This is a genomic window from Acidovorax sp. Leaf78, assembly GCF_001422735.1.
Taxonomy (GTDB): domain Bacteria; phylum Pseudomonadota; class Gammaproteobacteria; order Burkholderiales; family Burkholderiaceae_C; genus Acidovorax.
In genome coordinates this window covers 596,300-622,718 of the sequence record NZ_LMLZ01000020.1, presented here as the reverse complement: position 1 = coordinate 622,718, position 26,419 = coordinate 596,300, and the positions used below count along the sequence as shown (strand labels likewise).

20 protein-coding genes and 1 riboswitch are annotated in these 26,419 nt (G+C 69.5%); of the genes, 6 read left to right on the top strand and 14 right to left on the bottom strand.

Annotated features, from left to right (window positions below; all coding sequences use genetic code 11):
- Positions 1–321 precede the first annotated feature (321 nt).
- Both ASF16_RS14360 and ASF16_RS14355 read left to right on the top strand, forming a co-directional pair.
- Positions 322–1,338 (top strand): hypothetical protein, encoded by a 1,017-nt coding sequence (locus ASF16_RS14360; RefSeq protein ID WP_235507377.1) that lies wholly within the window; start codon positions 322–324, stop codon positions 1,336–1,338.
- Positions 1,335–3,695, top strand: a complete 2,361-nt coding sequence (locus ASF16_RS14355; protein ID WP_056168241.1) for a helicase C-terminal domain-containing protein — start codon at positions 1,335–1,337, stop codon at positions 3,693–3,695. The genes ASF16_RS14360 and ASF16_RS14355 overlap by 4 nt, the downstream gene beginning before the upstream one ends.
- 186 nt (positions 3,696–3,881) lie before the next feature.
- Here ASF16_RS14355 and ASF16_RS14350 read toward each other — a convergent pair whose 3' ends face one another.
- Both ASF16_RS14350 and ASF16_RS14345 read right to left on the bottom strand, forming a co-directional pair.
- On the bottom strand, positions 3,882–5,396 hold the full coding sequence (locus ASF16_RS14350) for a tripartite tricarboxylate transporter permease (RefSeq protein ID WP_056168239.1): 1,515 nt from the start codon (positions 5,394–5,396) through the stop codon (positions 3,882–3,884).
- 10 nt (positions 5,397–5,406) lie between these two features.
- Positions 5,407–5,829: a tripartite tricarboxylate transporter TctB family protein gene (locus ASF16_RS14345; protein ID WP_056168236.1), complete on the bottom strand. Its 423-nt coding sequence runs from the start codon at positions 5,827–5,829 to the stop codon at positions 5,407–5,409.
- Between the two features lie 154 nt (positions 5,830–5,983).
- On the opposite strand from ASF16_RS14345, the gene ASF16_RS14340 reads away from it, so the two are divergent.
- From ASF16_RS14340 to ASF16_RS14330, 3 genes are all read left to right on the top strand, one after another.
- The gene (locus tag ASF16_RS14340) at positions 5,984–6,670 is read left to right on the top strand and encodes a response regulator transcription factor (protein WP_056168233.1); all 687 of its coding nucleotides are present in this window, start codon (positions 5,984–5,986) and stop codon (positions 6,668–6,670) included.
- 60 nt (positions 6,671–6,730) lie between these two features.
- Positions 6,731–8,242, top strand: coding sequence for a sensor histidine kinase (locus ASF16_RS14335; RefSeq protein ID WP_056168230.1), 1,512 nt, complete (start codon positions 6,731–6,733; stop codon positions 8,240–8,242).
- A gap of 88 nt (positions 8,243–8,330) precedes the next feature.
- Positions 8,331–8,897, top strand: a complete 567-nt coding sequence (locus tag ASF16_RS14330) for a hypothetical protein (RefSeq protein WP_235507376.1) — start codon at positions 8,331–8,333, stop codon at positions 8,895–8,897.
- 283 nt (positions 8,898–9,180) lie between these two features.
- Here the strand turns inward: ASF16_RS14330 and ASF16_RS14325 are convergent, their stop codons facing one another.
- The 10 genes from ASF16_RS14325 to ASF16_RS14280 form a co-directional block, all read right to left on the bottom strand.
- Positions 9,181–10,614, bottom strand: coding sequence for an LLM class flavin-dependent oxidoreductase (locus ASF16_RS14325; RefSeq protein ID WP_056168225.1), 1,434 nt, complete (start codon positions 10,612–10,614; stop codon positions 9,181–9,183).
- Between the two features lie 82 nt (positions 10,615–10,696).
- Entirely contained in the window at positions 10,697–11,686 is a 990-nt protein-coding gene (locus ASF16_RS14320) for a CysB family HTH-type transcriptional regulator (protein ID WP_056168222.1), read from the bottom strand.
- 306 nt (positions 11,687–11,992) lie between these two features.
- Positions 11,993–13,000 (bottom strand): iron ABC transporter permease, encoded by a 1,008-nt coding sequence (locus ASF16_RS14315; protein ID WP_156372078.1) that lies wholly within the window; start codon positions 12,998–13,000, stop codon positions 11,993–11,995.
- On the bottom strand, positions 12,997–13,983 hold the full coding sequence (locus ASF16_RS14310) for an ABC transporter substrate-binding protein (RefSeq protein WP_156372077.1): 987 nt from the start codon (positions 13,981–13,983) through the stop codon (positions 12,997–12,999). The genes ASF16_RS14315 and ASF16_RS14310 overlap by 4 nt, the downstream gene beginning before the upstream one ends.
- Entirely contained in the window at positions 13,983–14,777 is a 795-nt protein-coding gene (locus ASF16_RS14305; RefSeq protein ID WP_056168220.1) for an ABC transporter ATP-binding protein, read from the bottom strand. Before ASF16_RS14305 ends, ASF16_RS14310 begins: the two co-directional genes overlap by 1 nt.
- 9 nt (positions 14,778–14,786) lie before the next feature.
- Positions 14,787–16,985 carry a TonB-dependent siderophore receptor gene (locus tag ASF16_RS14300; RefSeq protein WP_082516924.1) on the bottom strand — a complete coding sequence of 733 codons (2,199 nt, stop codon included), beginning with the start codon at positions 16,983–16,985 and terminating at the stop codon, positions 14,787–14,789.
- A gap of 73 nt (positions 16,986–17,058) precedes the next feature.
- A riboswitch (cobalamin riboswitch) is annotated at positions 17,059–17,307 on the bottom strand.
- 19 nt (positions 17,308–17,326) lie between these two features.
- On the bottom strand, positions 17,327–19,510 hold the full coding sequence (locus ASF16_RS14295) for a TonB-dependent siderophore receptor (RefSeq protein WP_056168214.1): 2,184 nt from the start codon (positions 19,508–19,510) through the stop codon (positions 17,327–17,329).
- A gap of 165 nt (positions 19,511–19,675) precedes the next feature.
- Complete coding sequence (locus tag ASF16_RS14290) at positions 19,676–21,106, bottom strand: ABC transporter permease subunit (RefSeq protein ID WP_056168211.1); 1,431 nt, start codon at positions 21,104–21,106, stop codon at positions 19,676–19,678.
- A gap of 41 nt (positions 21,107–21,147) precedes the next feature.
- Complete coding sequence (locus tag ASF16_RS14285; protein WP_056168208.1) at positions 21,148–22,545, bottom strand: DUF3526 domain-containing protein; 1,398 nt, start codon at positions 22,543–22,545, stop codon at positions 21,148–21,150.
- Positions 22,542–23,252, bottom strand: coding sequence for an ABC transporter ATP-binding protein (locus tag ASF16_RS14280; RefSeq protein WP_056168206.1), 711 nt, complete (start codon positions 23,250–23,252; stop codon positions 22,542–22,544). The genes ASF16_RS14285 and ASF16_RS14280 overlap by 4 nt, the downstream gene beginning before the upstream one ends.
- Positions 23,253–23,520: 268 nt before the next feature.
- On the opposite strand from ASF16_RS14280, the gene ASF16_RS14275 reads away from it, so the two are divergent.
- Positions 23,521–23,919 (top strand): Fur family transcriptional regulator, encoded by a 399-nt coding sequence (locus ASF16_RS14275; RefSeq protein WP_056168203.1) that lies wholly within the window; start codon positions 23,521–23,523, stop codon positions 23,917–23,919.
- 114 nt (positions 23,920–24,033) lie between these two features.
- Here ASF16_RS14275 and ASF16_RS14270 read toward each other — a convergent pair whose 3' ends face one another.
- Together ASF16_RS14270 and ASF16_RS14265 are read right to left on the bottom strand one after the other, a co-directional pair.
- The gene (locus tag ASF16_RS14270; protein WP_056169236.1) at positions 24,034–25,416 is read right to left on the bottom strand and encodes a sulfatase; all 1,383 of its coding nucleotides are present in this window, start codon (positions 25,414–25,416) and stop codon (positions 24,034–24,036) included.
- Positions 25,374–26,414: a Bug family tripartite tricarboxylate transporter substrate binding protein gene (locus ASF16_RS14265; RefSeq protein WP_082516923.1), complete on the bottom strand. Its 1,041-nt coding sequence runs from the start codon at positions 26,412–26,414 to the stop codon at positions 25,374–25,376. Before ASF16_RS14265 ends, ASF16_RS14270 begins: the two co-directional genes overlap by 43 nt.
- Between the last annotated feature and the right edge of the window lie 5 nt (positions 26,415–26,419).

Sequence of the window (26,419 nt, the reverse complement as noted above, 5' to 3'; positions counted from 1 at the left end):
ATAGCTGCCTGCTGGCAAATCGGTATTAACCCCTTTCCAAGCTTTCATTCATATTTCATTAATCTTTCTTTTCGCTTTCAATGATTATCAGTGTTAATACCTTCGACGGATACAGACTGCGATGGAGAAGCAATTCGGAACACCCCCAGCCCTTGTTTCAGGATGCTCCATTTTTGATAGCAGCTACCGCGCATGCAGTGCGCGGTAGGGCCCAAAAACATCCCAAAACCCCTCGCCCGCCGCATGATCGCGACCCCGCGTTGGGCATCTGCAAGGCACTGTGATTAAAATCAGTACCCAGCCTGCCGACCCCACCACCCCATGACGGCTCTGCCCTCCCCCGCATCGGCCCCTGCGCCCGCCATCCAGCTCACCCGCTTTCACCGCACGCGCCTCATGCAAATCTGGCGTTCGGCGGGGTGGCCGTGCAAGGACGCGCTGGAGATCGACCTGCTGGCCGCGCAGTTGGTGATGCTGCAGGTGTCGCCCGAGGGGTTCGAGTCCCTGCGGCTCACCGACGAGGGCATCCGCACGCTGGCCGTGGCACGCCAGCGCAGCGTGCGGGCGCTGAGCACGCACGACCGGCTGGCCGCCAGGTTCGCCGAGCACCTGCTGGCGGCGGGGCGCATCGTGTGGCGCGAGCTGTCACTGCGCGCGGTGGTGGACGGGCCGGCGCCGCAGACGCTCCCCGCGGCGGACGCCGCCCTGCCGACCGCCCCCGCACCCATCGGCCACGGCCGCAGCACCCCGCTGTGGAACGAGGACACCGATTCGCCCGCAGCCCGCGCCGCCGCCAACGTGTGGCGCATGGCGCGGCCCGACCTGTTTTCGGTGCGCAACACGTCCGTGCCGGCCTACCTGCAGCCCATGGTGCACGAGGTCAAAGCGAGCCGGGCCGACCTGCTGTCGGACCTGCGGCACGACGCCAAGCGCCAGGCCTACCAGTGGCTGTGCGAGGAGTGCTACTACGTGTTCCCGGCAGGCATCGCCCAGCCGGAGGAGATCCCGGAGCACTTCGGTATCTGGGTGCTGCACGGCAAGCTGGACGATGGCGCGCACAGCCGGTTCGAGCTGCTGCGGCCCGCGCGGCATGCCAGCTGCACCCTGCCCTTCGCGGTGTGGATGGCGCTGTGCAAGGCCACGCCGATGCGCAGCGAGGCCGAGCTGGCACAGGCCCACCTGGGCGAGGCCGCAGAAGCTGCGGAGCAGACGGCGGGGCATGCGGCAGGGCAGACCGCGGTGCCCGCCAACGATGCATCGGCCAACGACGCCTCGGCCACCGGCGACACGCTGGCCGGCGACCTCCCCGCCCTACCCTGCGCCGAGCCCCCGCCATGACCTACACCGTGGCGGTGCGCGAGCTGTGCGAGTTCACCGCCAAGCAGGGCGACCTGGACCTGCGCTTCACCCCGGCGCCCACGGCGCTGGAGGGCATCGCGGGCCATGCCACCGTGGCCACGCGCCGGGGCGCTGGCTACCGCGCCGAAGTGGCATTGGCGGGCCAGTACAAGACGCTGCGCGTGCGCGGCCGGGCCGATGGCGTCGATGCGGCGCAGCAGCGCCTGGACGAGGTCAAGACCTTCAAGGGCCGCCTGGACCGGCAACCCGCATCGCACCGCGCGCTGCACTGGGCGCAGGCGCGCATCTACGGCTGGCTGCTGTGCCAACAGGAGGGCTGGAGCCACATCGACCTGGCGCTGGTGTACTTCGACATCGGCACGCAAAAGGAAACCGTGTTCACCGACCGCCACACCGCGGCCGACCTGCAGCAGCACTTCGAGGCGCAGTGCGAGCGGTTCCTGGCCTGGGCCGAGGCCCAGGTGGCGCACCGTGCGGTGCGCGATGCGGCCCTGGGTGCGCTGGCGTTTCCGTTCGGCACCTTTCGCGCCGGGCAGCGCCCGCTGGCCGAGGCGGTGTACAAGGCCGCCGCGTCGGGCCGCTGCCTGCTGGCCCAGGCGCCCACGGGCATCGGCAAGACCATGGGCACACTGTTCCCGCTGCTCAAGGCCATCCCGGGGCAGCAGATCGACAAGGTGTTCTTTCTGGCGGCCAAGACCTCCGGCCGGCAGATGGCGCTGGATGCGCTGGAGCGCCTGGCCCCACCTGCCGCCACCGCCCCGGGCCTGCCGCTGCGCGTGCTGGAGCTGGTGGCGCGCGACAAGGCCTGCGAACACCCCGACAAGGCCTGCCACGGCGAGTCGTGCCCGCTGGCGCAGGGCTTTTACGACCGGCTGCCTGCGGCCCGCGCCGCCGCCGTGGCCCCAGCCACCGAAGGCGGCTGCCAGGGCCCGGCCCCGCTGCTGCAGGCCCGCGTGCGCGAGGTGGCGCTGGCCCACCAGGTCTGCCCCTACTACCTGAGCCAGGAACTCGCGCGCTGGGCCGATGTGGTGGTGGGCGACTACAACTACTACTTCGACCTGGGCGGCCTGCTGCATGGCCTGACGCAGGCCAACCAGTGGCGCGCCGCGCTGCTGGTGGACGAGGCCCACAACCTGGTGGAACGCGGCCGCAAGATGTACACGGCCGAGCTGCGCCCGGACAGCCTGGCGCTGGCCCGCCAGTCGCCCGCCGCCACGCGCCACCCCGCCGTGAAAAAGGCGCTGGACAAGGTGCGCCGCTGCTGGGTGGCGCTGGACAAGGAACAAACCGCGGCTGGCGCCCACTACGCGGTCTTCGATGCCTTCCCCGACAAGCTGCTGGCCGCGCTGCAGCAGTGCGGCAGCACGCTGTCGGACCACTTTGCCGACCACCCGGCCGAGCCCGATGCGGCGCTGCAGGCCTTCTACTTCGATGCGCTGCACCTGGTGCGCATGGCGGAGCTGCTGGACACGCATTCGCTGGTGGACATCACCCAACCCCACCAGCCCCACCAGCCCACGCAGCGCCCGCATCACCCGCAGCGCACAGCCGGCAAGGCACCGGCGCCGGGCGGCTCCACGCTGTGCATCCGCAACGTGGTGCCCGCGCCCTTCCTGCAGCCGCGCCTGCAGGCTGCGCACACCAGCACGCTGTTTTCGGCCACGCTGCAGCCTGCGCGCTACTATCGCGACCTGCTGGGCCTGCCCGACCAGCATGTGTGGGTGGATGTGGAATCGCCTTTTGCCAGCACGCAGTTGCAGGTGCAGGTGGCCCGCCACATCTCCACCCGCTACCCGGAGCGCCAGGCGTCGCTGGCGCCCATTGCCGACCTGATGGCGCGGCAGTTCACCGAGCGGCCGGGCAACTACCTGGCGTTCTTCAGCAGCTACGAGTATTTGCAGCAGGTGGCCGACGTGTTCGAGCGCAACCACCCGCACCTGCCGCACTGGCGCCAGTCGCGCCGCATGCTGGAGGCCGAGCAGCGGCAGTTTCTGGACCGCTTCACCGACACCAGCGAAGGCATTGCGTTCGCGGTGCTGGGCGGCGCGTTTGCCGAGGGCATCGACCTGCCCGGGCGCCGGCTGATCGGCGCCTTCCTGGCCACGCTGGGCCTGCCGCAGGTCAACCCGGTCAATGAGCAGATCCGCCAGCGCATGCAGGCCCTGTTCGGCGACGGGTATGACTACACCTACCTGTACCCCGGCCTGCAGAAGGTGGTGCAGGCGGCGGGCCGCGTGATCCGCACGCCCAGCGACGAGGGCGTGGTGCACCTGATGGACGACCGGTTCGGGCGCAGCGAGGTGCGGGCGTTGCTGCCGACGTGGTGGCAAGCGTGAGAAATGACCCCCACGCTCCCCACTTCATGTGGTCGCTGCCTCCCGACGGGGCCGCTTTTCATCTTGGGGCGACACAGCGATAAAAAAAAGGCCGGTCACGCAGGGTGACCGGCCTTGTCAAGGCTGCCGGGGCAGCTTACAGAGAGTCAATCTGTCGGGTCGTTGAGGTGGTTTCTTCAGCTGGTTTCAGGTCGCAGCCGGTGCCACCACCTCCAGGTCCTTGGCCTTTCCGCGCTGGCGGAAGAAGCCGAATGTCTGCCAGGCGATGAACAGCACGATCAGGCCGATGAGCGTGCCGCTGATGGGGCGGTTGACGAACACATCGAAGCTGCCGCGCGACAGCAGCATGGAGCGGCGGAAGTTCTCCTCCAGCATGGGGCCGAGGATGAAGCCCAGCATGAGCGGCGACGGGTCCATCTCGAGCCGCATGAACAGGTAGCCCAGTGCACCGAAGGCCACGGTGATGAACACGTCGTCCAGGTTGTTGTTGATGCTGTACGTGCCGATGCAGCAGAAGAACAGAATGGCCGGGAACAGTACGTTGTACGGGATCTTGAACACCGACAGCCAGTAGCGCACCAGCGGCACGTTCAGGATCAGCAGGAAGCAGTTGCCGATCCACATGCTGGCGACCAGGCCCCAGAACAGCTCGGGGTGGCCGGCGATCATGTTGGGGCCGGGCTGGATGCCCTTGATGATGAACGCGGCCATCATCAGCGCCATGACGGCGTTCTCGGGGATGCCGATGCTCATCAGCGGGATGAAGCTGGTGCGGGCGGCAGCCTCGTCGGCAGCGGCCTGGCCGGCCACGCCTTCGATGGAGCCGTTGCCGATCTCGTGCTTGTACTTGCTGACCTTCTTGTCGAGCGCGTAGGCTGCGAACTGGGCGATCGTCGGGCCGCCGCCGGGCAGGATACCCAGGATGGAGCCCACCACGCTGCCCCGCAGCGCGCTGGGGATGATGCGCTTGAATTCGGGCCAGGTGGGGATGAGCTTGATCGTGCCGTTGAAGGGCGAGCGCTCTTCACGCGCATCCAGGTTCTTGGTGATCTCGGCGATGCCGAAGCACCCGAGCGCAATGCTCACGATGCCCACGCCGTCGGCCAGGAAGGGCATGTCCAGCGTGAAGCGGGCCGTGCCGCTGTTCACGTCGGTCCCGATCGAGCCCAGCAGCACGCCCACCATGCACATGGCCAGGCCGTTGAGCAGGCTGCCGGTGGTCACGAAGCTCACGCACACGAAGCCCACCAGCATCAGCGCGCAGTAGTCCGCGGGGCCGAACAGGAACGCCACCTCGCCCAGGCTGGGCGCGAGGAAGGTCAGCACCAGGATGGCCACCGTGCCGCCGATGAAGCTCGACACCCCCGCCGTGAACAGCGCCAGGCCCGTCTTGCCTTTCAAGGTCATCTGGTACCCGTCGATGCACGCCACGATGGAACTGGCGTGCGGGATCTTCATGGTGATGGCGCTCACGCTGTCGCCGTACTGCGCCCCGTAGTAGATGCCGGCCAGCATGATGAGCGCGCCGGTGGTGTCGATGGAATAGGTCAGCGGCAGCAGCAGGCTGATGGTGGCCAGCGGGCCGAGGCCCGGCAGCAGGCCCACCAGGGTGCCCACGGTGCAGCCGAGGGCGCAGAACATCAGGTTCTGCAGGGTGAGCGCGTGGCCGAAGCCGAACGCGAGGTTGTGGAGGACTTCCATGGTGGTGCTCTCAGAACAGCGGCAGGTTGACGCCCAGAAGCTTCTGGAACATGAAGGCGATGCCCACCAGCACCGCGGCGATCTTGAGGTTGCGCACCACCGAGTACGACGTGCCCGCAAACCCCGAGCAGAACACCAGGAACACGATGCCCGCGATCATGTTCACGTAGTGCGACAGCGCCGCAAAGCCGCACAGGCTGCCCAGGATGATCGAGATGTTGCGCACCTGGAAATTCAGCGGCGCCGGCGCCACCAGCCGCGAGCGCACCACGGTGATCACGCCGATGGCGAACAGCATGCAGCTCACGATGAACGGGAACAGGCCGGGCCCGGCGTGGCTGAGCTTGCCCAGCGAATAGCCCACCGACGGCAGGCCAAAGCCCAGCGCCAGCGCCATGAGGACGACGCCCCTGGCTAAGTTGCGGTTGACCATGAAATGTTGTCTCCAGAAAAGCTTGTGGGGGACACCCCGGCGAGCCGGTCCGCACCGGTGGCTGGGGTATGCTGACGATGCGACTATCCCCACCGAACCTGATCGCTGGCTGATCTGGGCCATGCGTAATTCCACGTAGAACTTCGAACCGACCATGCGCCTCCTTCTGGTGGAAGACGACCCCGTGCTCAGCCGCACCATGGCCCGGGGCCTTGAAAATGCAGGCCACCGCGTCGAGCTGGCCCACACGGTGGAAGAGGCCCAGCACTGGTGGGCCGTGCAGGCGTTCGACGCCGTGCTGCTCGACCTGAACCTGCCCCATGCAGCGCACGCGCGCAGCGGCCTGGGCAGCGGCCTCACCGCCCTGCGCAGCGCCCGCGCCCGCGGCGACCGCACGCCGGTGCTGGTGCTCAGCGCGCGCGACAGTACCGAAGAGCGCATCGCCGGCCTGGACGCCGGGGCCGACGACTACCTGGGCAAGCCGTACGAGTTGAACGAAGTGCAAGCCCGCCTGCGCGCCCTGCTGCGCCGCGCCAGCGGTACGGCCGACCTGGTGACCGTGGGCCAGCTGGCGCTGGACCGGCAGGCCCGCCGCGTGAGCGTGGCCGGGCAGCCGCTGGAGTTGCCCGCGCGCGAGTTCGACCTGCTGTGGGAGCTGATGACCCCGCCCGGCCGCGTGCTGAGCAAGGGCGATCTGTCGTCGCGCCTGTCCGATGCGGGCGAGGCGCTGGGCGAGAACGCGCTGGAGGCGTCTTTCTCGCGCCTGCGCCGCAAGATCGCGGGCAGCGGCGCGGCCATCCGCACGCTGCGCGGGCTGGGCTACCTGCTGGAGGAAGAATGAGGCACCGCCCCGCCGAGGCCCTTGCGCGGCGCCGGCCTCGTGCATCGCAGGTGGAGCGCAGTGCCACGCCCCGCTGACACGACGCCCGCGCGCCAGCGCCCCGCCCTGCGCGAGCGCATCGGGCGGCACGTGCTGCTGTCGCTGGTGCTGATCTGGGGCCTGGGCAGCACTGTGGTGCTGGGCGTGGGCAACCATTTCGTGGCGGAGGCCTTCGACCGCGCGCTGCTGGACGACGCGCATGCACTGGCGGCGCACGTGCGCGGCGGCGACGCGGCACCCGGCACGGCGCCGCTGCAGCTGGACCTGACGCAGCGCGAGGTCGGGCTGCTGCGGTTCGACCAGAGCGAGACCGTGTGGTTTGCGGTGTATGGCGACGGCGGCGCGCTGGTGGCGGGCGAGGCGGACCTGGCCCCCGACGGCGTTGCGCCCGGCAGCACGCACACCTTCTCTCAATTGCGGCGCGACGGCCGGGAGCTGCGCCGGGTGAGCCTGCGCATCGACGGGCCGCAGCCCTTCACCGTGGTGATGGCGCAGACCACCGCCGAGCGCACGCAGCTGCTGCGCCGGCTGCTGGTGTATTCGGGCCTGGCGCAGCTGTGGCTGCTGGTGGCGCTGGGCTCGTGGCTGCTGCGCGGCATCGAGCGCGACCTGCGGCCGCTGAGTGACCTGCAGGACGCCATGGACCGCCGCGACGCGGCCGACCTGCAGCCGCTGCCCCAGGCCCTGACGCAGGGCGCCGCCACCAGCGACGTCCAGCGCCTGGGCGAGGCGCTGGACGGCCTGCTGGCCCGCGTGCAGCAAAGCCTGCATGCGCAGCGCGAATTTGCCGGCAACGTGGCGCACGAGCTGCGCACGCCGCTGGCCGGCATCCGCACCCAGGCGGCGCACGCCCTGGCGCACAGCGACCCTGCCGTGTGGCGCAGTGAACTCGAAGGCATCGCCGCCGCCGAGCAGCGCGCGAGCCGCACCGTGGACCAGCTGCTGGCGCTGGCCCGCGCGACCGAAGGCGGCATCGCGCTGGCGCTGCAGCACCTGGCACTGAACACCGCCGTGCGCGACACGGTGCTGCGCTACCTGCCGCGCGCCGATGCCCTGGGCGTGGACCTGGGTGCCGAGGGGCTGGACCACGCCGTGGCGGTGCAGGCCAACCTGGCGCTGGTCGAGGGCATCCTCAACAACCTGCTGGACAACGCCCTGCGCTACGGCCGCGGCCAGCCGCCGCGCATCACCGTGTCGCTGCACACAGAGGCCGACCACGCCGTGCTGTGCGTGGCCGACAACGGCCCCGGCGTGGGCCCCGACCTGGCTGGGCAGCTGCAGCAGCGCTGGGCGCAGGGCGACCCGGGCTTGCAACTGGGCCAGGGCGCGGGCCTGGGGCTTTCCATCGTGGCCCGGTATGCGCAACTGATGGGCGGGCGGCTAGAGCTGGGCGAGGCGGAACCAGGTGCGAAGGCGACGGGTCTGGCCGCCCGTGTCTGGCTGCCACTGGTGGCGCTTGGTACACGGAGCAGCGACCAGACGACCGACAAGATCGACAGGACCGACGGAGCCGACGACAGCACGCACGCTTGATGCAGGTCAAGGCGGCCGCTGGCAGCCCGGCCACAATGGGCCGGTGCCAAACCTCCTGAACCCGTCTTCCCATTCCCCCACATCGACCGTGACCAGCATCACCGAATGCGGACTGCAGCGTGCCGCGCTCTGCGTGGCCGTGGTGGCCGCCGCGGTGGCACTGGCGGCCTGCGACAGGGTGGGTGGTGGCCTGGGCACCCAGGCTGCCGTGCCTGCAGTTGCCAGCACGGCCGAGACAGACTTCGACACGCTGGTGGCCGCCTGCACGCAGTCGCTGGCGGGCCGGGAGCGCACGGTGCAGCCCGACAACGAAGGCCAGTGGACGCAGACCGGCTACAGCCCCGCGCAGGTGCAGCGCGAGGTCACGCGCACCGAGTCGCCCATCACGCCGCACGTGGGCAAGATCGTGGTCAAGGACAACGTGGCGCAGGCCAGCGCGGGTTCGCAGGCGCAGGCGGCAGCCATCACGCTGACGCCCGCGCACCTGCGCTCCAACCGCACCCACACCTTCGTCTACAGCTTTGATGGCCAGCGGTGGCGCTGGAACAATGGCCTGCGGCTGACCAAGACGCCGCCGCAGAACGACGAGACCACGCCGTTGTCTCTGGCCGATGTGGCGGCGGACAAAGGCCTGGCGGGGTGTCTGCCGCGTTGATGTGCCAGCGGCCAGCACTATCACGATTGCTATATTTTCGATAGCTGCTAGCGCTTTACCATCAAGCGGTAGAGGCCTTTTTTATTCAAATTTAACTGCCAGTGCGCTGCCTGGGAGGTGGTCGCAGGTGCCATGGGGCGGTTGCGCATGGTCTGGAGGCCCGCTTCCATCGCCGACCGACTTGGGTGAGCCATGCACGCATGCACCCACCTGCGCACCCATCGACCTTGCAACCGCTGATCGATTCGGTGGTGCTACAGCGTGGTCACCCCTGCGGTCCCAGTCATGCAGGCACGGCGTCCCGCTTGCTGGGTGCATCGGCGGCCACGGCGGCCGATGCGGCCTCTGCCCGCGGCGCCCCGTTGCGCCGTGCGGTGTACCGGTTCTCCGGCACCGGCAGGCTCAGATTGCCGCGCAGGGTCTCGGCCGCGTACTCGGTGCGCAGCAGCCCACGCGCCTGCAGCACCGGCACGGCCAGCTCGACAAAAGCCTTGAGCGAGGTGTTGGGCAGCGCTTCGAAGAAGTTGAAGCCATCGGCGGCGCCGCCCTCGAACCAGCGCTGGATTTCATCGGCGACCTGCTCCGCCGTGCCGACGAAGGTGCGCTTGGGCCGGGCGTGCCACAGCGCCACCTCGCGCAGCGTCAGGCCGTTGTCGCGGGCGTGCTGCTTGATGCGGTCGCTCGCGCTTTGCTGGCTGTTGCGGCCCAGGTCGCCCAGGTCCGGGAAGGGTTCGTCCAGCGGGTACTGCGAGAAGTCGTGGTCGCTGAACGGACGCGCCAGCGCGGCGGTGGCGTTCTCGATGGGCACGAGCGCGGCCAGTTCCTCGTAGCGCTGCGCGGCCTCCTGCTCCGTGCGGCCCACGATGGGCCGAAAGCCCGGCAGCAAGAACACCTCGTCCGGGTTGCGGCCCTCGGCCCGCACGCGGGCCTTCACGTCCCGGTAGTAGGCCTGGGCTTCCTCGAACGTGTCGGCATGGAAGAAGATGGCGTCGGCCCGCTGCGCGGCAAAGGTCTTGCCGTCGTGCGAGGCGCCGGCCTGGAAGATCACGGGCTGGCCCTGGCGCGAGCGGGCGATGTTCAGCGGCCCTTCCACCGCAAAGAACTCGCCCTGGTGGTCCAGTTTGTGCAGCTTGTCTTCGTCGAAGAACTGGCCGGTGGCCTTGTCGTGCACCAGGGCGTCGTCCTCCCACGAATCCCACAGGCCCTGCACCACATCCAGGTGCTCGCCCGCCAGGCGGTAGCGCACGTCGTGGGCGTAGTGCTCCTGGCGGCTGTAGTTGCGTGCGCTGCCGTCCAGCCACGACGTGACCACGTTCCAGCCCGCGCGCCCGCCGCTGATATGGTCGAGCGAGGCGAACTGCCGCGCCACCGTGAAGGGCTCGCTGTAGCTGGCGGTGAGCGTGGCCACCAGGCCGATGTGCGAGGTGGCGGCCGCCAGCGCCGACAGGATGGTGATGGGCTCGAAGCGGTTGAGGTAGTGGGGGCTGGAGCGCGGCGTGATGTGCACGCTGTCGGCCACGAACAGGAAGGCGAACCGCGCCTGCTCGGCCAGCTGCGCCTGCGCCTTGTAGAACGCGAAATTGGTGCTGGCGTCGGTCACGGCATCCGGGTGGCGCCAGTCGCCCCACCCGGCCCCCACGCCGTGCAGCACCAGGCCGAGTTGGAGGGTGCGCGGCGCGCGTGGCGCCGGCGTGGCGGGTGCGGAAGATGAGGTCATGGTGGTCCCGAAACAAAGGCCCGAAGGCAGGTCACAAACCCCTCAGCGTAGAAACCTCGGCCCGCCGCGCCAACGAAGAAATTCAGATATCGGTATGCCCCGCATCGTCGCCTGGCGCATCGCCCGCGCCCTGGCCCAGGCCGTGCGCGCTTTGCTGCACCGCCTTTTCCACCGCGTCGCGGGTGAGCGTGGGCACGAAGCTCTCGATGAAGTGGTAGGCATAGCCCCGCAGCCAGGCCCCACGGCGCAGGCCCAGGCGCGTGAGGTTCACCTCGAACAGGTGGCCCGCGTCGATCAGGCGCAGGTGGCGGTCGCGCTCGGCATCCACCGCGATGGACGCGACGATGCCCACGCCCATGCCCAGCTCCACGTAGGTCTTGATCACGTCGGCGTCCATGGCGGTGAGCACGATGTCGGGCGCGATGCCTTCGCGCGCAAAGGCCTCGTCGATGTGCGCGCGGCCGGTGTAGCCCAGCTCGTAGGTGATGATGGGGTGCTCTGCCAGTTGCTCCAGCGTCACCGGGCCCGCCAGGTCCAAGAGCGGGTGGCCCGGGGGCACGACGATGCTGTGCGTCCAGCGGTAGCACGGCAGCGTGACCAGCCCGTCGTAGCTGGCCAGCGCCTCGGTGGCCACCCCGATGTCGGCCTCGCCGGACATCAGCATCTCGGCCACCTGGCGCGGCGAGCCCTGGTGCAGGTGCAGCGACACCTGCGGGAACATCGCCCGGAAGTCGCGCACCACCTGCGGCAGCGCGTAGCGCGCCTGCGAGTGCGTGGCGGCCACCGACAGGCGCCCCTGCGCGCTGGCGCTGAAGTCCTGGCCGGCGCGCTTCAAATTGTCGGCCTCGAGCAGCAGGCGCTCCACCGTGGGCAGCAGCGCCTCGCCCGGGGGGGTCAGGCCCGTGAGGCGCTTGCCGGCGCGCACGAAGATCTCCACACCCAGCTCCTCCTCCAGCTCGCGGATCTGGCGGCTCACGCCCGGCTGCGAGGTGTGCAGCATGTTGGCCACCTCGGTCAGGTTGAAGCCGCGCCGGACGGCCTCGCGCACGGAGCGCAGTTGCTGGAAGTTCATGGCTGGCTCCTGGCAGGGAGCGAAGGTGGCGCGTTAAGGGCGCGCACAGCCAGACGATAGGTCGGGTGGGCGAAGAAGATCACAGGCTGTATGTTGTAGTTCAAATAACCTGTCAATCTTAAAATAACGAATTTAAAACGATAAACAATATATAGAGATAACTTTCCGCCCAAAATGTCTATGTGGACTGGCTGCATGGCGAGCGGGAGGCGAACGCAAGCTCCGCCCGAAGCGGCTCCCAAGGTCCCAACTCTTTTGGGGGAAGTGAATCGATGGCCGTCGGACGGCCGGGTACCTGGGCCAGCCTCAGCGCACCGCGATGCGCCGCAGCCACAGCATCACGAACACGGCGCCCAGGCCTGCGGTGACGATGCCCACGGGCAGCTCCTGCGCCCCCAGCACGGTGCGGGCCAGCAGGTCGCTGCCCAGCAGCAGCGTGGCGCCCAGCAAGGCCGCGCACGGCACGAACGCCGCATGCAGTGGGCCCACAAAACGCCGCGCCACGTGCGGCACCATCAGCCCCACAAAGCCGATCACCCCCGTGAGCGCCACGCAGCAGGCGGCCGCCACGGCAGCGACGAGAAAGACCTGCACCCGCAGCCGCTCGGGCGCCACGCCCACGCTGTGGGCGGTGTCGTCGCCCGCCAGCAGCGCGTCGAGCGCGCGGTGCCGCAGCGCCACGAAGGCCGCCACCACCACCAGGCCCGCCAGTGCCAGCCACAGGTTGTCCCACCGCGCCAGGCCCAGGCCGCCCATGGACCAGAACACCACGGCATGCGCCGCACGCTGGTCGCCGGCAAACACCAGCGCGTGCGTCAGCGCGCCGAACAGGAACGACACCGACAACCCCGCCAGCACCGTCTGCGCCGGGCCCTGCCCCACCGCGCGGCGCACCAGCAGCAGCACGGCCGCCGCGGCCACCATGGCCCCGGCGAAGGTGGCCAGCGGCAAGGTCCAGGCGCCCAGCGAGTCGCCCGCCCAGGCCAGCACTGCCACCGCACCCGCCGATGCGCCCGAGGACAGCCCGAACAGGAACGGGTCGGCCAGGTCGTTGCGGGTGACGGTCTGCAGCAGGCTGCCCACCATGGCCAGCGTGGCGCCCACCAGCAGCGCCAGCAGCACGCGCGGCAGCCGCAGGTCGCGCACGATGGCCTGGGCCATGGCGCCATCCGCGCCCCCACCCCCGGGGGGCGCCAGCGCAGCCAGGGCCTCGTGCCACGCGACAGGGGTGCTGCCCATCGTCAGCGACAGCAGGGCCAGCACCAGCAGCACGGCCCCGGCGGCCAGCGGCAAGGCCCAGCGCGGCAGCGTCATGGCACGGCCCGCAGCGCGCGGGCGATCTTCTCGATGGCGCCGATGTTGGCCGGGCCCGGCGTGAGCTCGGCATAGCGCAGCGGGATGAAGCGGCCGTTGCGCACCGCGTCGGTGAGCCGCATGGCCGGGTGCGACTGCAGCACCTGGCGCAGGTGGTCGGGGCCCTGGCCGTTCTGGTAGTCGAGCAGCACGATGAACTGCGGGTTGCTGGCCGCCACGGCCTCCCACGACGCGGTGCCCCAGCTCATGGTCAGGCCGTCCATCACGTTGCGGCCGCCGGCGGCGTCGATCAGCGCGGTGGGCATGGCGGCGCGCCCGGCGGTGAAGGGCTTGTCCTCGCCCGAGTCGTAGACGAACACGCGCGGCGCGGCCGGCAGCGCAGGCTGCGCTGCGGCCCGCACGCGCGCCTGCCACTGGGCCACCAGCCGCTCGGCCGCATCGCGGCGGCCGAACACCGTGCCCAGGCGCAGCATGTCGCCGTAGAGCAAGTCCAGGGTGGCGCGGGGCTTGTCGCGCAGCGTGTGCGAGCAGCTTTCGGTGAGCACCAGGGTCTTGATGCCGTGGCGCGCCAGCGTGGTGGGCGTGACCTCGCCACCAGGCTGCATGCCGTAGTACCAGCCTGCCATGAAAAGGTCGGGCCGCGCAGCGAGCAGGTTTTCGAGCGTGGGGTACTTGGGCGCTAGCTCGGGCACGTCGCCCAGGGTCTCGCGCAGAGATGCGTCGGACTTGTACCAGCCGGTGATGCCCGTCACGCCCACCAGTTGCGGGCGCAAGCCGAGGGCCAGCGCCATCTCGGTCATGTTGAGGTCGTGCACCACCAGGCGTTGCGGCGGGGCATCGAAGCGCAGGGTGTCGCCGCAGTTGGACACGGTGACCGGAAAGCCCGCCACGGCACCCGCTGCAGCGGCGGGGCCTGCGGCAGCCAGCAGCAGCATCCACAGGAACGACAAAGACAACGACCAGAAACGCAGCACGGCCTTCATCACGCGGCCTCTCTTTCAAACGACCACAGCGTGCCGCCGTGCCGTGGGTGCCGGGTGTGCACCAGCTCCATGCCGAACACGCTGGCCACGCGCTGCGCGCTCAGCGCCTCGCGCGGGGGGCCGTCGGCCACCAGGCGGCCGGCCTGCAGCATCCACACCCGGTCGGCAAAGGATGGCACCAGCCCCAGTTCATGCAATGCCGCCACCACCGTGATGCCCAGGCCACGCACCAGCGCCAGCAGGTCGGCGCGCGCCGCCAGGTCCAGGTGGTTGGTAGGCTCGTCCAGCAGCAGCAGCGTGGGCTCCTGTGCCAGCGCCCGCGCCAGGTGCACGCGCTGGCGCTCGCCGCCCGACAAGGTGGAGAGCCTGCGCGCGGCCAGGGTGTCGACTCGGCAGGTGCGCAGCGCGGCGTCCACCACCCGCGCGTGTTCGGCGCGGGCCACGCGGTGCTGGTGCGGCAGCCGGCCGATGGCCACGTAGTCGCGCACCAGCAGGCCCAGGTCCACCGATTCGGACTGCGCGAGCACCGCCACGTGGCGTGCGCGGTCCGGCGCAGGCCAGCCGGCCAGGTCGTGCCCCTGCACCCGCACCACACCGTGCGTGGCCGCGATGCGTGCGCACAGCATTTTCAGCAGCGTGCTTTTGCCCGCGCCGTTGGGCCCCACCAGGGCCACGCATTCGCCGCGGTGCACGGTCGCATCGATGGGCGCCAGCAGCTCGCGCCCGCCGTCGGTGCAAAAGCCTGCGGCCTGCAGCTGCAGCACGGGGGTGGGCGTGGCCAGGGGTGGAGACATGCGGCGAGCTTATAGCGCCCAGCGCACGGCCAGCTCGACGCTGCGCGGCGCGCCCAGCAGGATCTGGTCGGGGTAGAACGGGTCCGACCAGGCGGCATACACCTTGTTGGCCAGGTTGCGGCCCCGCAGCGTGACCTGCACGCCGCGCGCCACGTCCACCGTCAAAGCCGCGTCCAGCGCGGTGTAGGCGGCCAGGCGCACGGTGTTGGCATCGCTGTGAAAGCGCTCGCCCACGTGCCGCACCGAGGCCGACAGCTGCATCGGCACGCCTGCCACGAAGCGGTAGCCCACGCCCGCATTGGCCACCACGCGCGGCGCGTTGGGCGGTGTGTTGCCCGACAGCGACCCGCCGCCGGCCAGGGCGTAGTCCTGGTAGCGCGCGCGGTTGAGCGCCAGGTTGCCCCACACGCTCCACTGCGCATCGGGCCGCAATGCGACCGAGGCCTCGGCCCCGCGCGACTGCAGGGCGCCGGCGCGTGCCAGCGTCTGGCCGCCCTGCCCCGCATACACGTTGCGGCGCTTGGTGTCGTACAGCGCGAAGGTCCACTCGCCACGGTCCTGCCAGAAGCCCTGCTTCACGCCCACCTCGGCGTTGCGGGTGCGGGTGAGGTCCAGCGGCTGCGTGCCGCTGAGCAGGAAGATGTTGTTGGCCGCCACGTCGGCGCCCGTGCCGTACTGGCCGTACACGGTGGTGCCCGCCGCAGCTTCCCAGGTGAAGCCCAGGCGCCCGGTGGTGGGGTGCCAGGTCTTGTCGAACGGAAAGCCGTTGCGCTGCACGCCCTGGGCGTTGGCCGAGGTGCGCGACAGCTCGATGGACTCGTGCCGCACGCCGCCGATGAGCGCCACGCTGGGCGTGAGCTTGAGGCGGTCTTCCAGTGCCAGCACGGTGTTGCGGATGCCGGTGGTCTGCCGCTGCTGCGTGAGCGGACCGTAGGTGCCGCGCGCGGGGTTCACCAGGCTCACGCTGTCGCCGGGGAAGTTGGCCGCACCGGGGCGGATGAAGTCGAGGTCGCTGTATTCGAACGCCGCCACCAAGCGGTTGTCGCGGCCTGCCACCTGGCTGTCCCACTGCAGCTCGGTCTTGTTGCCCACCGAGGTCTGGTCGTGCGCCAGGAAGAAGCGCTCGCGGTCCACCAGGCCCGTGGTGGCGTTGAACGCGGCGATCTCGTTGTTGAACCAGGTGCGGTCGGCGGTGTAGCGGTAGAACTGGGTGCGCAGCGTGAAGGCGCTGTCGATGCGCCAGTCGGCGCCCGCGCGCAGCCAGGTCTCGCGGGCCTCGTTGCGGTTATCGAGCACGTTGTAGTTGGTGCGCAGCGTGCGGCGGTCGATGGCCACCGGGCCCAGATTGGTGCCGTTGTAGTTGGAGGTATAGGTGCCCGACACCACGCCGCCCACCGGCTGGATGCCCGGGGCGTTGGCCGACACCAGCGGCGTGCCCCAGTAGCTGCTGCCGTTGTCGCGCTTGGCCTCGCCGGCCACGAAGAGCTTGACGCCCGGCGCCACGTGCCAGTCGAGCCCGCCCGAGATGTGGCGGTTGCGCTGGCCGGTGTCGTGGACGAAGCCGTCGCTGTTCGAGCCGCTCACGTCGATGCGGTAGTCCAGGTCCTTCCAGGCCGTGGTGCCGCCCGAGCCGAAGGCCACGCGCCGCTCGCCGAACGAGCCGACCGCACCGGTCACTTCGCTCTGCACCGCGCCGCGGTGCGGCGCGCGGGTGACGAAGTTGACGGCACCACCCACGGCGCCCTCGCCCGACATCAGCGATGCCGCGCCCTTCAAGAACTCGATGCGCTCCAGGTTGGCCGCGTCCATCACACGGGATGTCATGTTGGGCGGGCCGATCTTGATGCCGTTGTACAGCGTGTTGATCTGGCTGTTGGCAAAGCCGCGCATCGAGAACGCGCTGGGCTCTGCCGGAAAGTCCCCGGCCGTCACCCCGACTGCGGCCTGGGCGGCTTCGGTCACCGTGCGCAGGCCGCGCTCGGCCAGCACCTCGCGCGGCACCACGTCGATGGACGCGGGTGTTTCGCGCACCGTGAGGCCCAGGCGCGATGCGCTGTCGGTGCGCTGATCGAGCAGCGTGCCGGGCGTGGCGGATTCCTTCACGACGACATCGGGCAAGGTGCCTGCGGTCTGGGCATGCAAAGGGAAAGCAGCGGCCAAGGCCAACGGCAGCGCGGCCATCCGCAGGGGATGAAATGAGTGGCTCATACGATGATGGAAAACAAATAGGCCCGGCGCCAGCCTCCCGCCAGCGCTTGAGCGTCACGGCAGCGCTCCCTGAGAGCACCACCCACTTGTTGGCCGGTATCCGGGCTGGCGGAAGAATCCCCCAAAGCCTTCCCAGGTGCTTGTTCAAGGCAGTCCAGTGGCTGTGCGTAAGGGGAGCGGGCTGCCGAGGTGGCGACCCATCCGTTGACCGTTGCGGGGGCAGCGCAGGCGCGGCACGGTCCTGTTCGGTGGTGCCTCCCTGCTTCCCGTTGAACTGCGGCATGCGAACCATGCTGCGAGCACCAACGGGGCGATTCTAGGGGCACGGTGCAGTCCTCGCGTCAGAAGTCATACCGGGCCGACAGCTCGAAGGTGCGCTGCGGCGCGATCAGCACCTGGCTGGTGGCCCGGCCTGCAAAGCTGGCGTAGAGCTTGTCGGTCAGGTTGCGCACACGGAAGGTCAGCAGCACCGGCTTGATGCGCCAGCTGGCCGCCACGTCGGCCGTGGTGTGGCCGTTGATGCGGATCTGGTTGGCGTTGTCGGTGTACATCTTGCCGGTGTGGTTGATGGACAGGAACAGATCGAGCGGCAGGTCCTTGAACCGGTAGTTGGCGAACAGGTTCACGATGCGCTCGGGCACGTTGGGCGGCGTGTTGCCCACGCGCGATACGCCGCCCGCCTCGGTCAGCGTGTCGAAGCGCGCATCGAGCGCCGCCACGTTGCCCGACAGCGTGAGCTGCCGGGTCGCGCGCCAGGCGGCGGCCAGCTCTACCCCGCGCGACGACTGCCGGCCGTTGTTGATGGTGACGTTGGCGTTGTTCGGGTCGCGCGAGAGCACGTTGTCAAGCGCGATGTGGTAGGCCGCCGCCGTCCATTCCACGCTGGCCAGGCTTTGCTTGAAGCCCAGTTCGAGCTGCTTGCCCTTGGACTGTGGAAACGCCGCATTGCCCGCCGACAGCAGGAAGAGCGAGCCCACCGGAATGGTGGCGTTGGTGTACTGCGCGTAGACGGACGATGACGCGCTGAGGTCGTACACCGTGCCCAGCCGCGCCGAGTTGGACGAGTACCGCGTGCCGAAGGCGCTGAACGTGCCCAGGTTGAGGTCGGCCACGCTGCGGTCCACGTCCACGCGGTCGTGGCGCAGGCCGCCCACCAGCGTCCAGGCCGGGGTGAGCTTGAGCGAGTCTTCTGCAAACACCGAGGTGCTGCGCACGTCCGAGGTGAAGTTGGTGCGGTTGCCGCCGCCCGCCATGAGCGCCGGGTCGTCGTTGTAGGTGCCCACGGCCGGGTCGAACAGCGGCACGCGCAGGCTGGCGGCAGTGGCGGCAGAGCCGTTGGAAAAGCGCCGCGTGTTGTCGAAGTCGGTCTTGCTGATCTCGCCGCCCACCACGAACTTGTTCGCCATGCCCGCCAGGCGCCCTGTGTGCGAGGCATCCAGCCGGTTGGACAGGTAGCGCTGGTCGTGCGCGATGGTGGTCTGGTCGCGCGTGATGGACGCGGGGGCGGTGAACACCGCGCTTTCCGAATTGCGCCACAGGCGGTCGACCTGGTTGGCCGTGAGCTCGTTGCGCAGCGTCCACTCGGGTGTCAGGCGGTGGGTGATGCGGGCGCGCAGCCAGTAGGCCTCGGACTGGTTCCTGTCGTCCAGGATGTTGTAGTTGTTGCGCGCGATGCGCCGGTCCACCACCCGGCCGTCGGGCGTGCTGACCACGCTGGTGGGCTGGGTCGCCAGGCTGCCGGGAATGAGCGGCGTGCCCCAGTAGGCGTGGCCTTCGTCGCGGGCATAGTCGAACGACACATCGAGCCGGGTAGCGCGCGCCAGCTCGAACGACACGCCGGTGGTCAGGTGCTCGAGCCTTTCGCTGTTGCGGTCGATGGTGCCCACGCGGGTGTCGTTGCGGCTGTAGTCGATGCGGTAGGCGCCCGTCTCGCCCACGGCACCGCCCAGGCCCACCGCCGCCCGGGTGGAGCCGTAGCTGCCGTAGGACAGCAGGGCCTCGCGCCCGGGGTTGCCACGGTCGGGCCGCTTGGTCTGGAAGTTGACGATGCCGCCGATGGCGCTGTCGCCCTGCAGCACCGACGCCGGGCCCTTGAGCACCTCGATGCGCTCGTAGTTCCAGGTGTCTTGCACCCGGTTGGTCACGCCCGCGCCGGACATGCGCACGCCGTCGTACAGGTACAGCACGTTGGTGAAGCCGCGCATCGACAGCGTGGTGGGTGCCGCTGGCGTGCCCCCGCCTGCCATGCCGGCCGCACCGCGCAATGCCTCGCTCAAGGTGCGTGCGCCGCGCTCCTGGATCACGTCCTGCGACAGGATCTCCACCGACGCGGGCGTTTCGCGCAGCGTGAGGCCCAGGCGCGATGCGCTGGTGCTGCGCTGGTCCAGCTGCAGGCTGTCGCGGTCCTGCCCGCCCACGATGCTGACCGCGGGCAATTCGCGGTCGGGCTCTGGCGTCTGGGACCAGCTGGCGTGCGTGGCAGCAGCCACCGCCAGCGCCACGGCGGTGCGGGTGAAGGGGGTCATGGAATCGTCCTCTCGGGTTTTTTTGGATGGGTGGGTGTCAAGGGATCGGGGGCTAAGAGCGGCTGAAAAACTCAGCGAAGCGGTTCTGGCTAGGCGCTGCGTCGCAGGCAGTACGACTAGTACGACAAGACGCAGCAACAACGCCAGAAGAGTTTTTCATCCGCTCTAAACCAAGCGGTAGCGGCGCAGGCGCCAGAGCGCTACGCCCAGCAGCGCCAGCGTGGGCAGCAGCAGCTGCAGCACGGCCCGCGCGGCCTGGGCCTGCAAGGTGCCCGGCGCTTCGTCGCGCCATGCAAAGGCGGGGATGTGCGCGAAGTCCGCCTCGGTGATGGCCAGGCCACCGTCGATGCGGGGAAAGAAGAAGTCCTTCCACGCCTGGTGGTAGGCCGTGATCTGCGCCATGAACCAGGCGTTGCGGCTGTGCCCCGTGCCCGCCAGCGCGGTGATGCCCTCGTACGCCACGGCCGCAGGCGACACGGCGCTCCAGCGCGCCACCAGCGCCTGTTGTTGCGCCTGCTGCGCATCGAAGCGGTCCAGCTCGGGCTGCAGCGTGTCGTCCACCTGGCGCTGGATGCGGTAGTTGGCCATGGCCCGCCCGCTCATGGCCAGACGGCCGTCCTTGGGCACCAGCACGTCGGGCTTGTCCACATGCTCGTAGTCGGTGGCCAGCAGCGCGGCGTTCTGCGACATGGCCTGCGCGGTGACCACGCGGGTGCGGGTGGCCAGCTCTGCGCGCGAGGGTGCCGGGCTGATGTGCGTGACCGCGATGTTCAGCAGCACCGGCACCACCAGCACCAGCACCACCCAGCCGATGATGAGCACCATCGCATTGGTGGCCGAAGACCGGCCGAAGGCATTGACCGCCACCACCGCGGTGAACCAGAAGAGCGCATACGCCCCCACCACCAGCGCCCACCACAGCGTGGCGCCGGGCATGGCCAGCGCCTGCGGGCGCGCCACCAGCAGCACGGCCAGCGGCACCAGCACGGCGGCGCCCAGCAGCACCGCCGCACGCACTGCGATCTTGCCGGCAATCAGCGTGGGCAAGGCCAGCGGCTGCGAGAGCAGCAGGCGCAAGGTGCCGTCTTCCTTCTCACCGGACAGCAGGTTGTAGCTGAGCGCGAAGATCAGCAGCGGCAGCAGGTACACCACCACGAACGCCAGGTCGAAGTGCCCGCTGAGCAGGTGCCAGGGGTTCTCGATGTCGTTGTTGTGCAGGAAGTTGACCTTGCTCTGGTGCGTGACCTTGAACTGCGACGGGAACAGGTCGGTCTGCCCCAGGGCCACCGGCGCCAGCGCGGCGCTGGGCATGACGGCGTAGTGCGCGCCCAGGCCGCCGGCCATGTTGGCGGGGTTGGCCGGGTTGCCGAACGGCGTGGGGGTTTCGGTGCCCGCCATGATGCGCTGGAGCTGCGCCAGCTGGCCGGCGCGCGACTGCGCATCGGCCGCCACCAGGGCCGCCTGCGCGCTGTCGCGCTGCGTGGTCTGCAGCACGCCGTTGAAGAGCGCATAGCCGATGAGCAGCAGGAACAGGCCGCCCACCCACCACAGGCTGCGCTCCTTGAGCAGCAGGCGCAGCTCCTGCCGGGCGACCATGCGAAATCGTTGGAACTGAAATGCTTGCACGGATGGTTTCCTTACAGCGCCCGCTGGCGCGCCACGGCAGCCCAGGCGAATGCGACGGCGAGCAGCAGGCTGACGCACAGCACCGCCAGGCTCGCACCGCTGCGGGCCAGCGCCCAGCCCACGGAGGGCGCGTGGTATTCAAAAGCCGGCACGCGCGCCCACAGCGACGGGCTGGCCTGGTAGGCAAAGTGCTGGTGGCCCAGCGGGTCGGCGTGCGCCATCAGGTCCTGGCTCACGATGTCCTGGATGACGCGGCGGTGGCGCTCCGCAGCGGTGGTGAAGTCACGGTGGTGCACGAAGTCGGTGCCCGCCATGGCGGTGGAGAAGGTGCGTATGGCCAGCAGCGGCATCAGCAGGCCACCGGCCTCCTGCACCGCCTGCTGGTTCTCCCAGGTGTCCCACAGCCGCCCGAAGTGGCGGTCGTACACGGCGTAGCTGGACTGATCGTCGAGCTTGAGCGCGATGCCCCATTTGTTCAGGGGCACATCGCGGCTCCAGCGCTCGGTGGTGCCGAAGGCCTGCATCCAGACCTTGTCAGAAGTCGCCTTGCGGTCGGCGTCCAGCGCCTGGTTGAACTCGAGCCGCGTCGGGCTGGGGAACACGGCACGCGACAGCTCGGACATCACGCGCGGCGCCACCACGGTGTTGGCGATCCACAGCGCCAGCAGCACGGTGATGGCCACGCGCGAGGTGCGCGATGCGGCCGACACCCCGAGCGTGACGAACACGAAGATCGCCAGGTACAGCGCATAGCCCAGCGCCAGGCCCGCAAAGCGCAGCAAGGCGTCGCCGCGTTCGCCACTGGCGGCAGACAGGGCCACCACCGCCGCCGCGATCAACGCGGCCGGCAGCAGCAACGCCGCCAGGCCCATGCCCAAAGCGGCCGCCTTGCCCCACAGCAGGCGCAGCGGCGGCACGCCCAGGCTCAGCGTCTGGCGCAGGATGCCCTGCTCGCGCTCGCCTGCAAAGGCGTTGAAGCCCAGCACCACCACCAGCAAGGGGCCCAGCACCTGCAGGATCCAGCCCACCGACAAATCGCCGAAGCGCTGCAGGCCGGTGGCGTCCTGCGCGGGGCGGAACTTCACCTCGCTTTGCCGGTGCGCCTGCAGCCACACGGTGCTGCCGATGTAGGGGTTGATGCCGGGGTCCAGCAGTGCCAGCGCCGCGTCGGGCTTGAAGGCGTGCATGCCCTGGTGCGCCGCGTCGTGCGGGTGGCGTGCGCCCTGCCGCAGCCAGTCCTGGTAGTCGGAGTTCTGGGCCGCGGCCTGCTCTGCGCGTGCCTCTTTCTGGTGACCGTAGCCCACCGCCAGCGCGGTGAACAGCAGCAGCATGACCATGCCGCCGGCCCAGTACAGCCGCCCGTCGCGCAGGCGCTCGCGCAGGTCCTTGAACGCGATCAGCCAGATCATTGGCCGCCCCGCATGTGCCGCAGGTACAGGGCCTGCAGGTCGGTGTCGCTGATCTGCTGGCTGTCCAGGCTCTCGACCAGGCGCCCCTGTTTCATGATGCCGATGCGCGTGGCCGTCTGCTTGGCGTGGAACAGGTCGTGCGTGGTGGCCAGGATGGCCACACCCGCGTCGCTCGCGCGCTGCAGCAATGTGGTGAACTCGGCCGCAGCATGCGGGTCCAGGCCCGAGGTGGGCTCGTCCAGCAGCAGCGCCTTGGCGTCCTTGGCCAGTGCCACGGCGATCCAGATCTTCTGGCGCATGCCTTTGGAATACGCGGCCACCCGCTTGTCGGCCGCGCCGGCGTCGAGCCCCACCTGCGCCATCAGCTCCAGCAGGCGCGTGCGCGGCGGCGGCTCGCCCAGGGCCAGCGCCGCGAAGTAGCGCAGGTTCTCCAGCCCGGTCAGCGTGCCGTACAGGTTCACCTGCTCGGGGATGTAGGCCAGGTACTGCTTGGTGGCCACGGGCTCGCGCGTCACGTCCACGCCGTGGATCAGCGCCTGCCCTCCGTCGGGGTCGATGAAATTGAGGAACAGGTTGACGGTGGTCGTCTTGCCCGCGCCATTGGCGCCCAGCAGGCAATAGATTTCGCCCGGGCGAATGCACAGGTCGAGCGGGTGCAGGGCGGTGTGGTCGCCGTAGCGTTTGGTCAGGCCGATGGCTTCGAGCACGGGGAGGTTCTCCAGTCAGGCGCGGGAAAGGGAGGCAGGCCGTTTACTGCACAAAGGCACAAGGGCAGGAGGGCACAAGGGCAGCCAGCGATCGGCGCAAAAACCTGGCGACGCCAGATCAGCCTTTAATGATAATGCATTATCGATATCAAAAAAGAATCCCATCCGGTGGCCCGCACAAGAAACCACACGCCCGGCATCGCGGACCGCAGGGAGTGCAGTCACCGATAATTCGCAGTCCCTGCCCCACGCCACCCTGTCTTCCCCGATGGAACGATCCACCAAGCAACGCACCGCCATCCACGCCGCCATTGCGGACGCACACCGCCCCCTGACACCGCAAGAGGTGCTGGACAGTGCGAGGGAGAGCGTGCAGGGCCTGGGCCTGGCGACGGTCTATCGCAACATCAAGGCGCTGGTGGAAGATGGGTCGGTGCAGGTGGTGAACCTGCCGGGCGAGAGCCCGCGGTACGAGTCGTCCGCGCACGACCACCACCATCACTTTCAATGCACGGTGTGCTCGCGGGTGTTCGACGTGCACGAGTGCCCCGGCGACCTGCGCAACCTGGCGCCCCAGGGGTTCACCGTGGAGCGGCACGAGCTGACGCTGTACGGGCGGTGTGCGGATTGCGCGCCGGTGCCTGCGCGGGCGCGTGCCAAGCGGTAGGCAGTAGGCGGCAGGCGCGTATCGGGCTGCCCACCAGAACGCAAAAAGGCGAGCCGTGGCTCGCCTTTTCTTCTCGCAGTGCCGCAGCCCGTGAGGCTGCGCGGCGACCTGCGGCTACCCCCGCGTGAGCCGGTGCGGCACGTAGCGGTCGGCCTGGATGTCGGGCGTCACGCCATGGGTGTAGACGTCTTCGGTGATGGGCAAAAACTGCGCGTCCCACGCGGCCCACTGGGTCTTCAGGCGGGCGAAGACCTCGGGCTCAAGGTCGCGCAGGTTGGCGCGCTCACGCTCGTCCGCGGCCACGTCGAACAAAAACTCGTTGTCATTGACCTTGAGGTACTTCCAGTTGCCGTCGCGCACCGCGCGCTGGGCCTGCGCCTTGTAGCGCCAGTACAGCGTGCGCGGGTGCACGGGCGCAGCGCCTTGCAGCACCGGCAGGATGTTCTCGCCATCGCTCGGGTAGTCCGCATGCGGCGACAACCCAGCAGCGGCCAGCAGCGTGGGCAGCCAGTCCATCGATGCGGTGACCTGGTGCTGCACCTGCGGCGCGATGCGTGCGGACCAGCGCAAGAGCGTGGGCACGCGCAGGCCGCCTTCGAGCAGCTCGGTCTTCTGGCCGGTGAAGGGCCAAGTCTTGGAGAAGCGCTCGCCGCCGTTGTCGCTGGTGAAGACGACGATGGTGTTATCGGCCTCGCCCACATCATGGAGCGCCGCGAGCACCTGGCCCACCGCGGCATCGAGCGCCTCGACGATCTCGCCGTATTTGCGCAGGCTGCCGCCGTCGTAGTGGAACAGGCTCTTGATCTGGTGCGCCACGGCCTCGTCGCCCGGCCCTTCCCAGGGCCAGTGCGGCGCGGTGAAGTGCAACGACAGGAAGAACGGCTTGCGCTCGTCGGCACCCTGCCCTGCGCGGGCGTTGATGTACGCCGTGGCCTCGTCGGCCAGCACCTGGGTGTAGTAGCCGGCACGCTCCACGGGCACCTCGTTCTCCCACAGGTCGCGCGCCACGTCGTCGCCCACGCCGGGCTTGTGCGTGAAGTAGTCGATGGCACCGTGCAGGTTGCCGAAGAAGCGGTCGTAGCCGCTCTGCAACGGCCCGTACTGCGGCGGCAGGCCCAGGTGCCATTTGCCGATGAGGGCCGTGTCGTAGCCCGCGGCTTTGAGCAGCGACGGCAGTGTGGGATGGTCCGGCGGCAAGCCCAGGCCGGTGTCGCGCAAGGCGATGGGCTCTTCCAGCCCCGCGCGCAGCCGGTACTGGTAGCGGCCGGTGATGAGCGCGATGCGCGTGGCCGAGCACACGGCCGAATTGGCGTACGCCTGCGTGAAGCGCACACCCTGCCCGGCCAGGCGGTCCAGGTGGGGCGTGGCGAAGTCCGTGGCGCCGTAGACGCTCAGGTCCGCCCAGCCCAGGTCGTCGGCCAGGATGAAAACGATGTTGGGAGCCTGGGCCACGGTCAATCCGCCCAGAACCCGGACGACTCGATCACCGGCCGCCATTTGGCGATCTCGGCCACGCGCAGTTGCTCCAGGGCTTGCGGCGTGCGCGGGTCCGGGTCGAGCGCGATCTCGTCGAGCCGTGCCTTGACCACCGGGTCTGCCAGCGCCTTGTTGAGCGCACGGTTGAAAGCGGTGACGGTGGCTGCCGGCGTGCCGCTGCGGGCCCACAGGCTGTACCAGCCGCTGCCCACGGCCTTGGGGTAGCCGGACTCGGCGAAGGTGGGCACGTCGGGGAGTTCGCGCGTGCGCTTTTCCGAGAACGTGCCCAGGATGCGGATCTTGCCCTGCTTGTGCAGCGGCAGCAGCTCGGTAGTGGTCTGGATGGCCGAGCTGATCTGCCCGCCCGCCAGGTCCGACAGCATGGGCCCGCCGCCCTTGTAGGCGATGTGCACGATGTCGATCTGCGCCGCGCCACCCAGCAGCAGCCCGAAGAAATGCGGCAGGCTGCCCGCCGCCGGGCTGCCGAAGTTGGCGCGGTCGGGGTGGGCCTTGAGCCAGGCCACGAACTCGGCCACGTTGCGCGCCGGGTGGTTGGCCGGCACGGCCAGCGCGAACTGGAAGTGCGCGAGCAGGCCCACCGGCGTGAAATCCTTGGCCGGGTCGTAGCCCGGCTTCTTGTAGACGATCTGCGACAGCACCGGCGTGATCAGCGGGGCGATCAGAAAAGTGCTGCCATCTGCAGGCGCCGACAGCAGTGCCTGCGCCGCGATCTGGCCGCCGGCACCGGGCCGGTTGTCCACGATGATGTTGTGCTTGCCGCCCAGGTGCGCGGGGATGCGCTCGGCCAGCACGCGGGCCAGCAGGTCGATGCCGCCGCCCGCGCCAAAGCCGACCAGGATGCGCGAAGACTCGGGCACCGCCGTCGCCTGGGCCCACGCGGCCGGGGCACCGCCCACACCGCAGGCCAGCGCGCACACGCTGGCCGCAGCGCGGCCCAGCAGCGTGCGCCGCTGGCGCGACAACTCTGTCGACGATGGCGAAGTCCGTGTCTCGGTCATGGCTG

Bases quoted from the DNA above. Each gene is read 5' to 3' on its own strand.
- ASF16_RS14360 (WP_235507377.1), top strand. From the start codon at position 322: ATGACGGCTCTGCCCTCCCCCGCATCGGCCCCTGCGCCCGCCATCCAG.
- ASF16_RS14355 (WP_056168241.1), top strand. From the start codon at position 1,335: ATGACCTACACCGTGGCGGTGCGCGAGCTGTGCGAGTTCACCGCCAAG.
- ASF16_RS14350 (WP_056168239.1), bottom strand. From the start codon at position 5,396: ATGGAAGTCCTCCACAACCTCGCGTTCGGCTTCGGCCACGCGCTCACC.
- ASF16_RS14345 (WP_056168236.1), bottom strand. From the start codon at position 5,829: ATGGTCAACCGCAACTTAGCCAGGGGCGTCGTCCTCATGGCGCTGGCG.
- ASF16_RS14340 (WP_056168233.1), top strand. From the start codon at position 5,984: ATGCGCCTCCTTCTGGTGGAAGACGACCCCGTGCTCAGCCGCACCATG.
- ASF16_RS14325 (WP_056168225.1), bottom strand. From the start codon at position 10,614: ATGACCTCATCTTCCGCACCCGCCACGCCGGCGCCACGCGCGCCGCGC.
- ASF16_RS14320 (WP_056168222.1), bottom strand. From the start codon at position 11,686: ATGAACTTCCAGCAACTGCGCTCCGTGCGCGAGGCCGTCCGGCGCGGC.
- ASF16_RS14315 (WP_156372078.1), bottom strand. From the start codon at position 13,000: ATGACGCTGCCGCGCTGGGCCTTGCCGCTGGCCGCCGGGGCCGTGCTG.
- ASF16_RS14310 (WP_156372077.1), bottom strand. From the start codon at position 13,983: ATGAAGGCCGTGCTGCGTTTCTGGTCGTTGTCTTTGTCGTTCCTGTGG.
- ASF16_RS14305 (WP_056168220.1), bottom strand. From the start codon at position 14,777: ATGTCTCCACCCCTGGCCACGCCCACCCCCGTGCTGCAGCTGCAGGCC.
- ASF16_RS14300 (WP_082516924.1), bottom strand. From the start codon at position 16,985: ATGAGCCACTCATTTCATCCCCTGCGGATGGCCGCGCTGCCGTTGGCC.
- ASF16_RS14295 (WP_056168214.1), bottom strand. From the start codon at position 19,510: ATGACCCCCTTCACCCGCACCGCCGTGGCGCTGGCGGTGGCTGCTGCC.
- ASF16_RS14290 (WP_056168211.1), bottom strand. From the start codon at position 21,106: ATGGTCGCCCGGCAGGAGCTGCGCCTGCTGCTCAAGGAGCGCAGCCTG.
- ASF16_RS14285 (WP_056168208.1), bottom strand. From the start codon at position 22,545: ATGATCTGGCTGATCGCGTTCAAGGACCTGCGCGAGCGCCTGCGCGAC.
- ASF16_RS14275 (WP_056168203.1), top strand. From the start codon at position 23,521: ATGGAACGATCCACCAAGCAACGCACCGCCATCCACGCCGCCATTGCG.
- ASF16_RS14270 (WP_056169236.1), bottom strand. From the start codon at position 25,416: ATGGCGGCCGGTGATCGAGTCGTCCGGGTTCTGGGCGGATTGACCGTG.
- ASF16_RS14265 (WP_082516923.1), bottom strand. From the start codon at position 26,414: ATGACCGAGACACGGACTTCGCCATCGTCGACAGAGTTGTCGCGCCAG.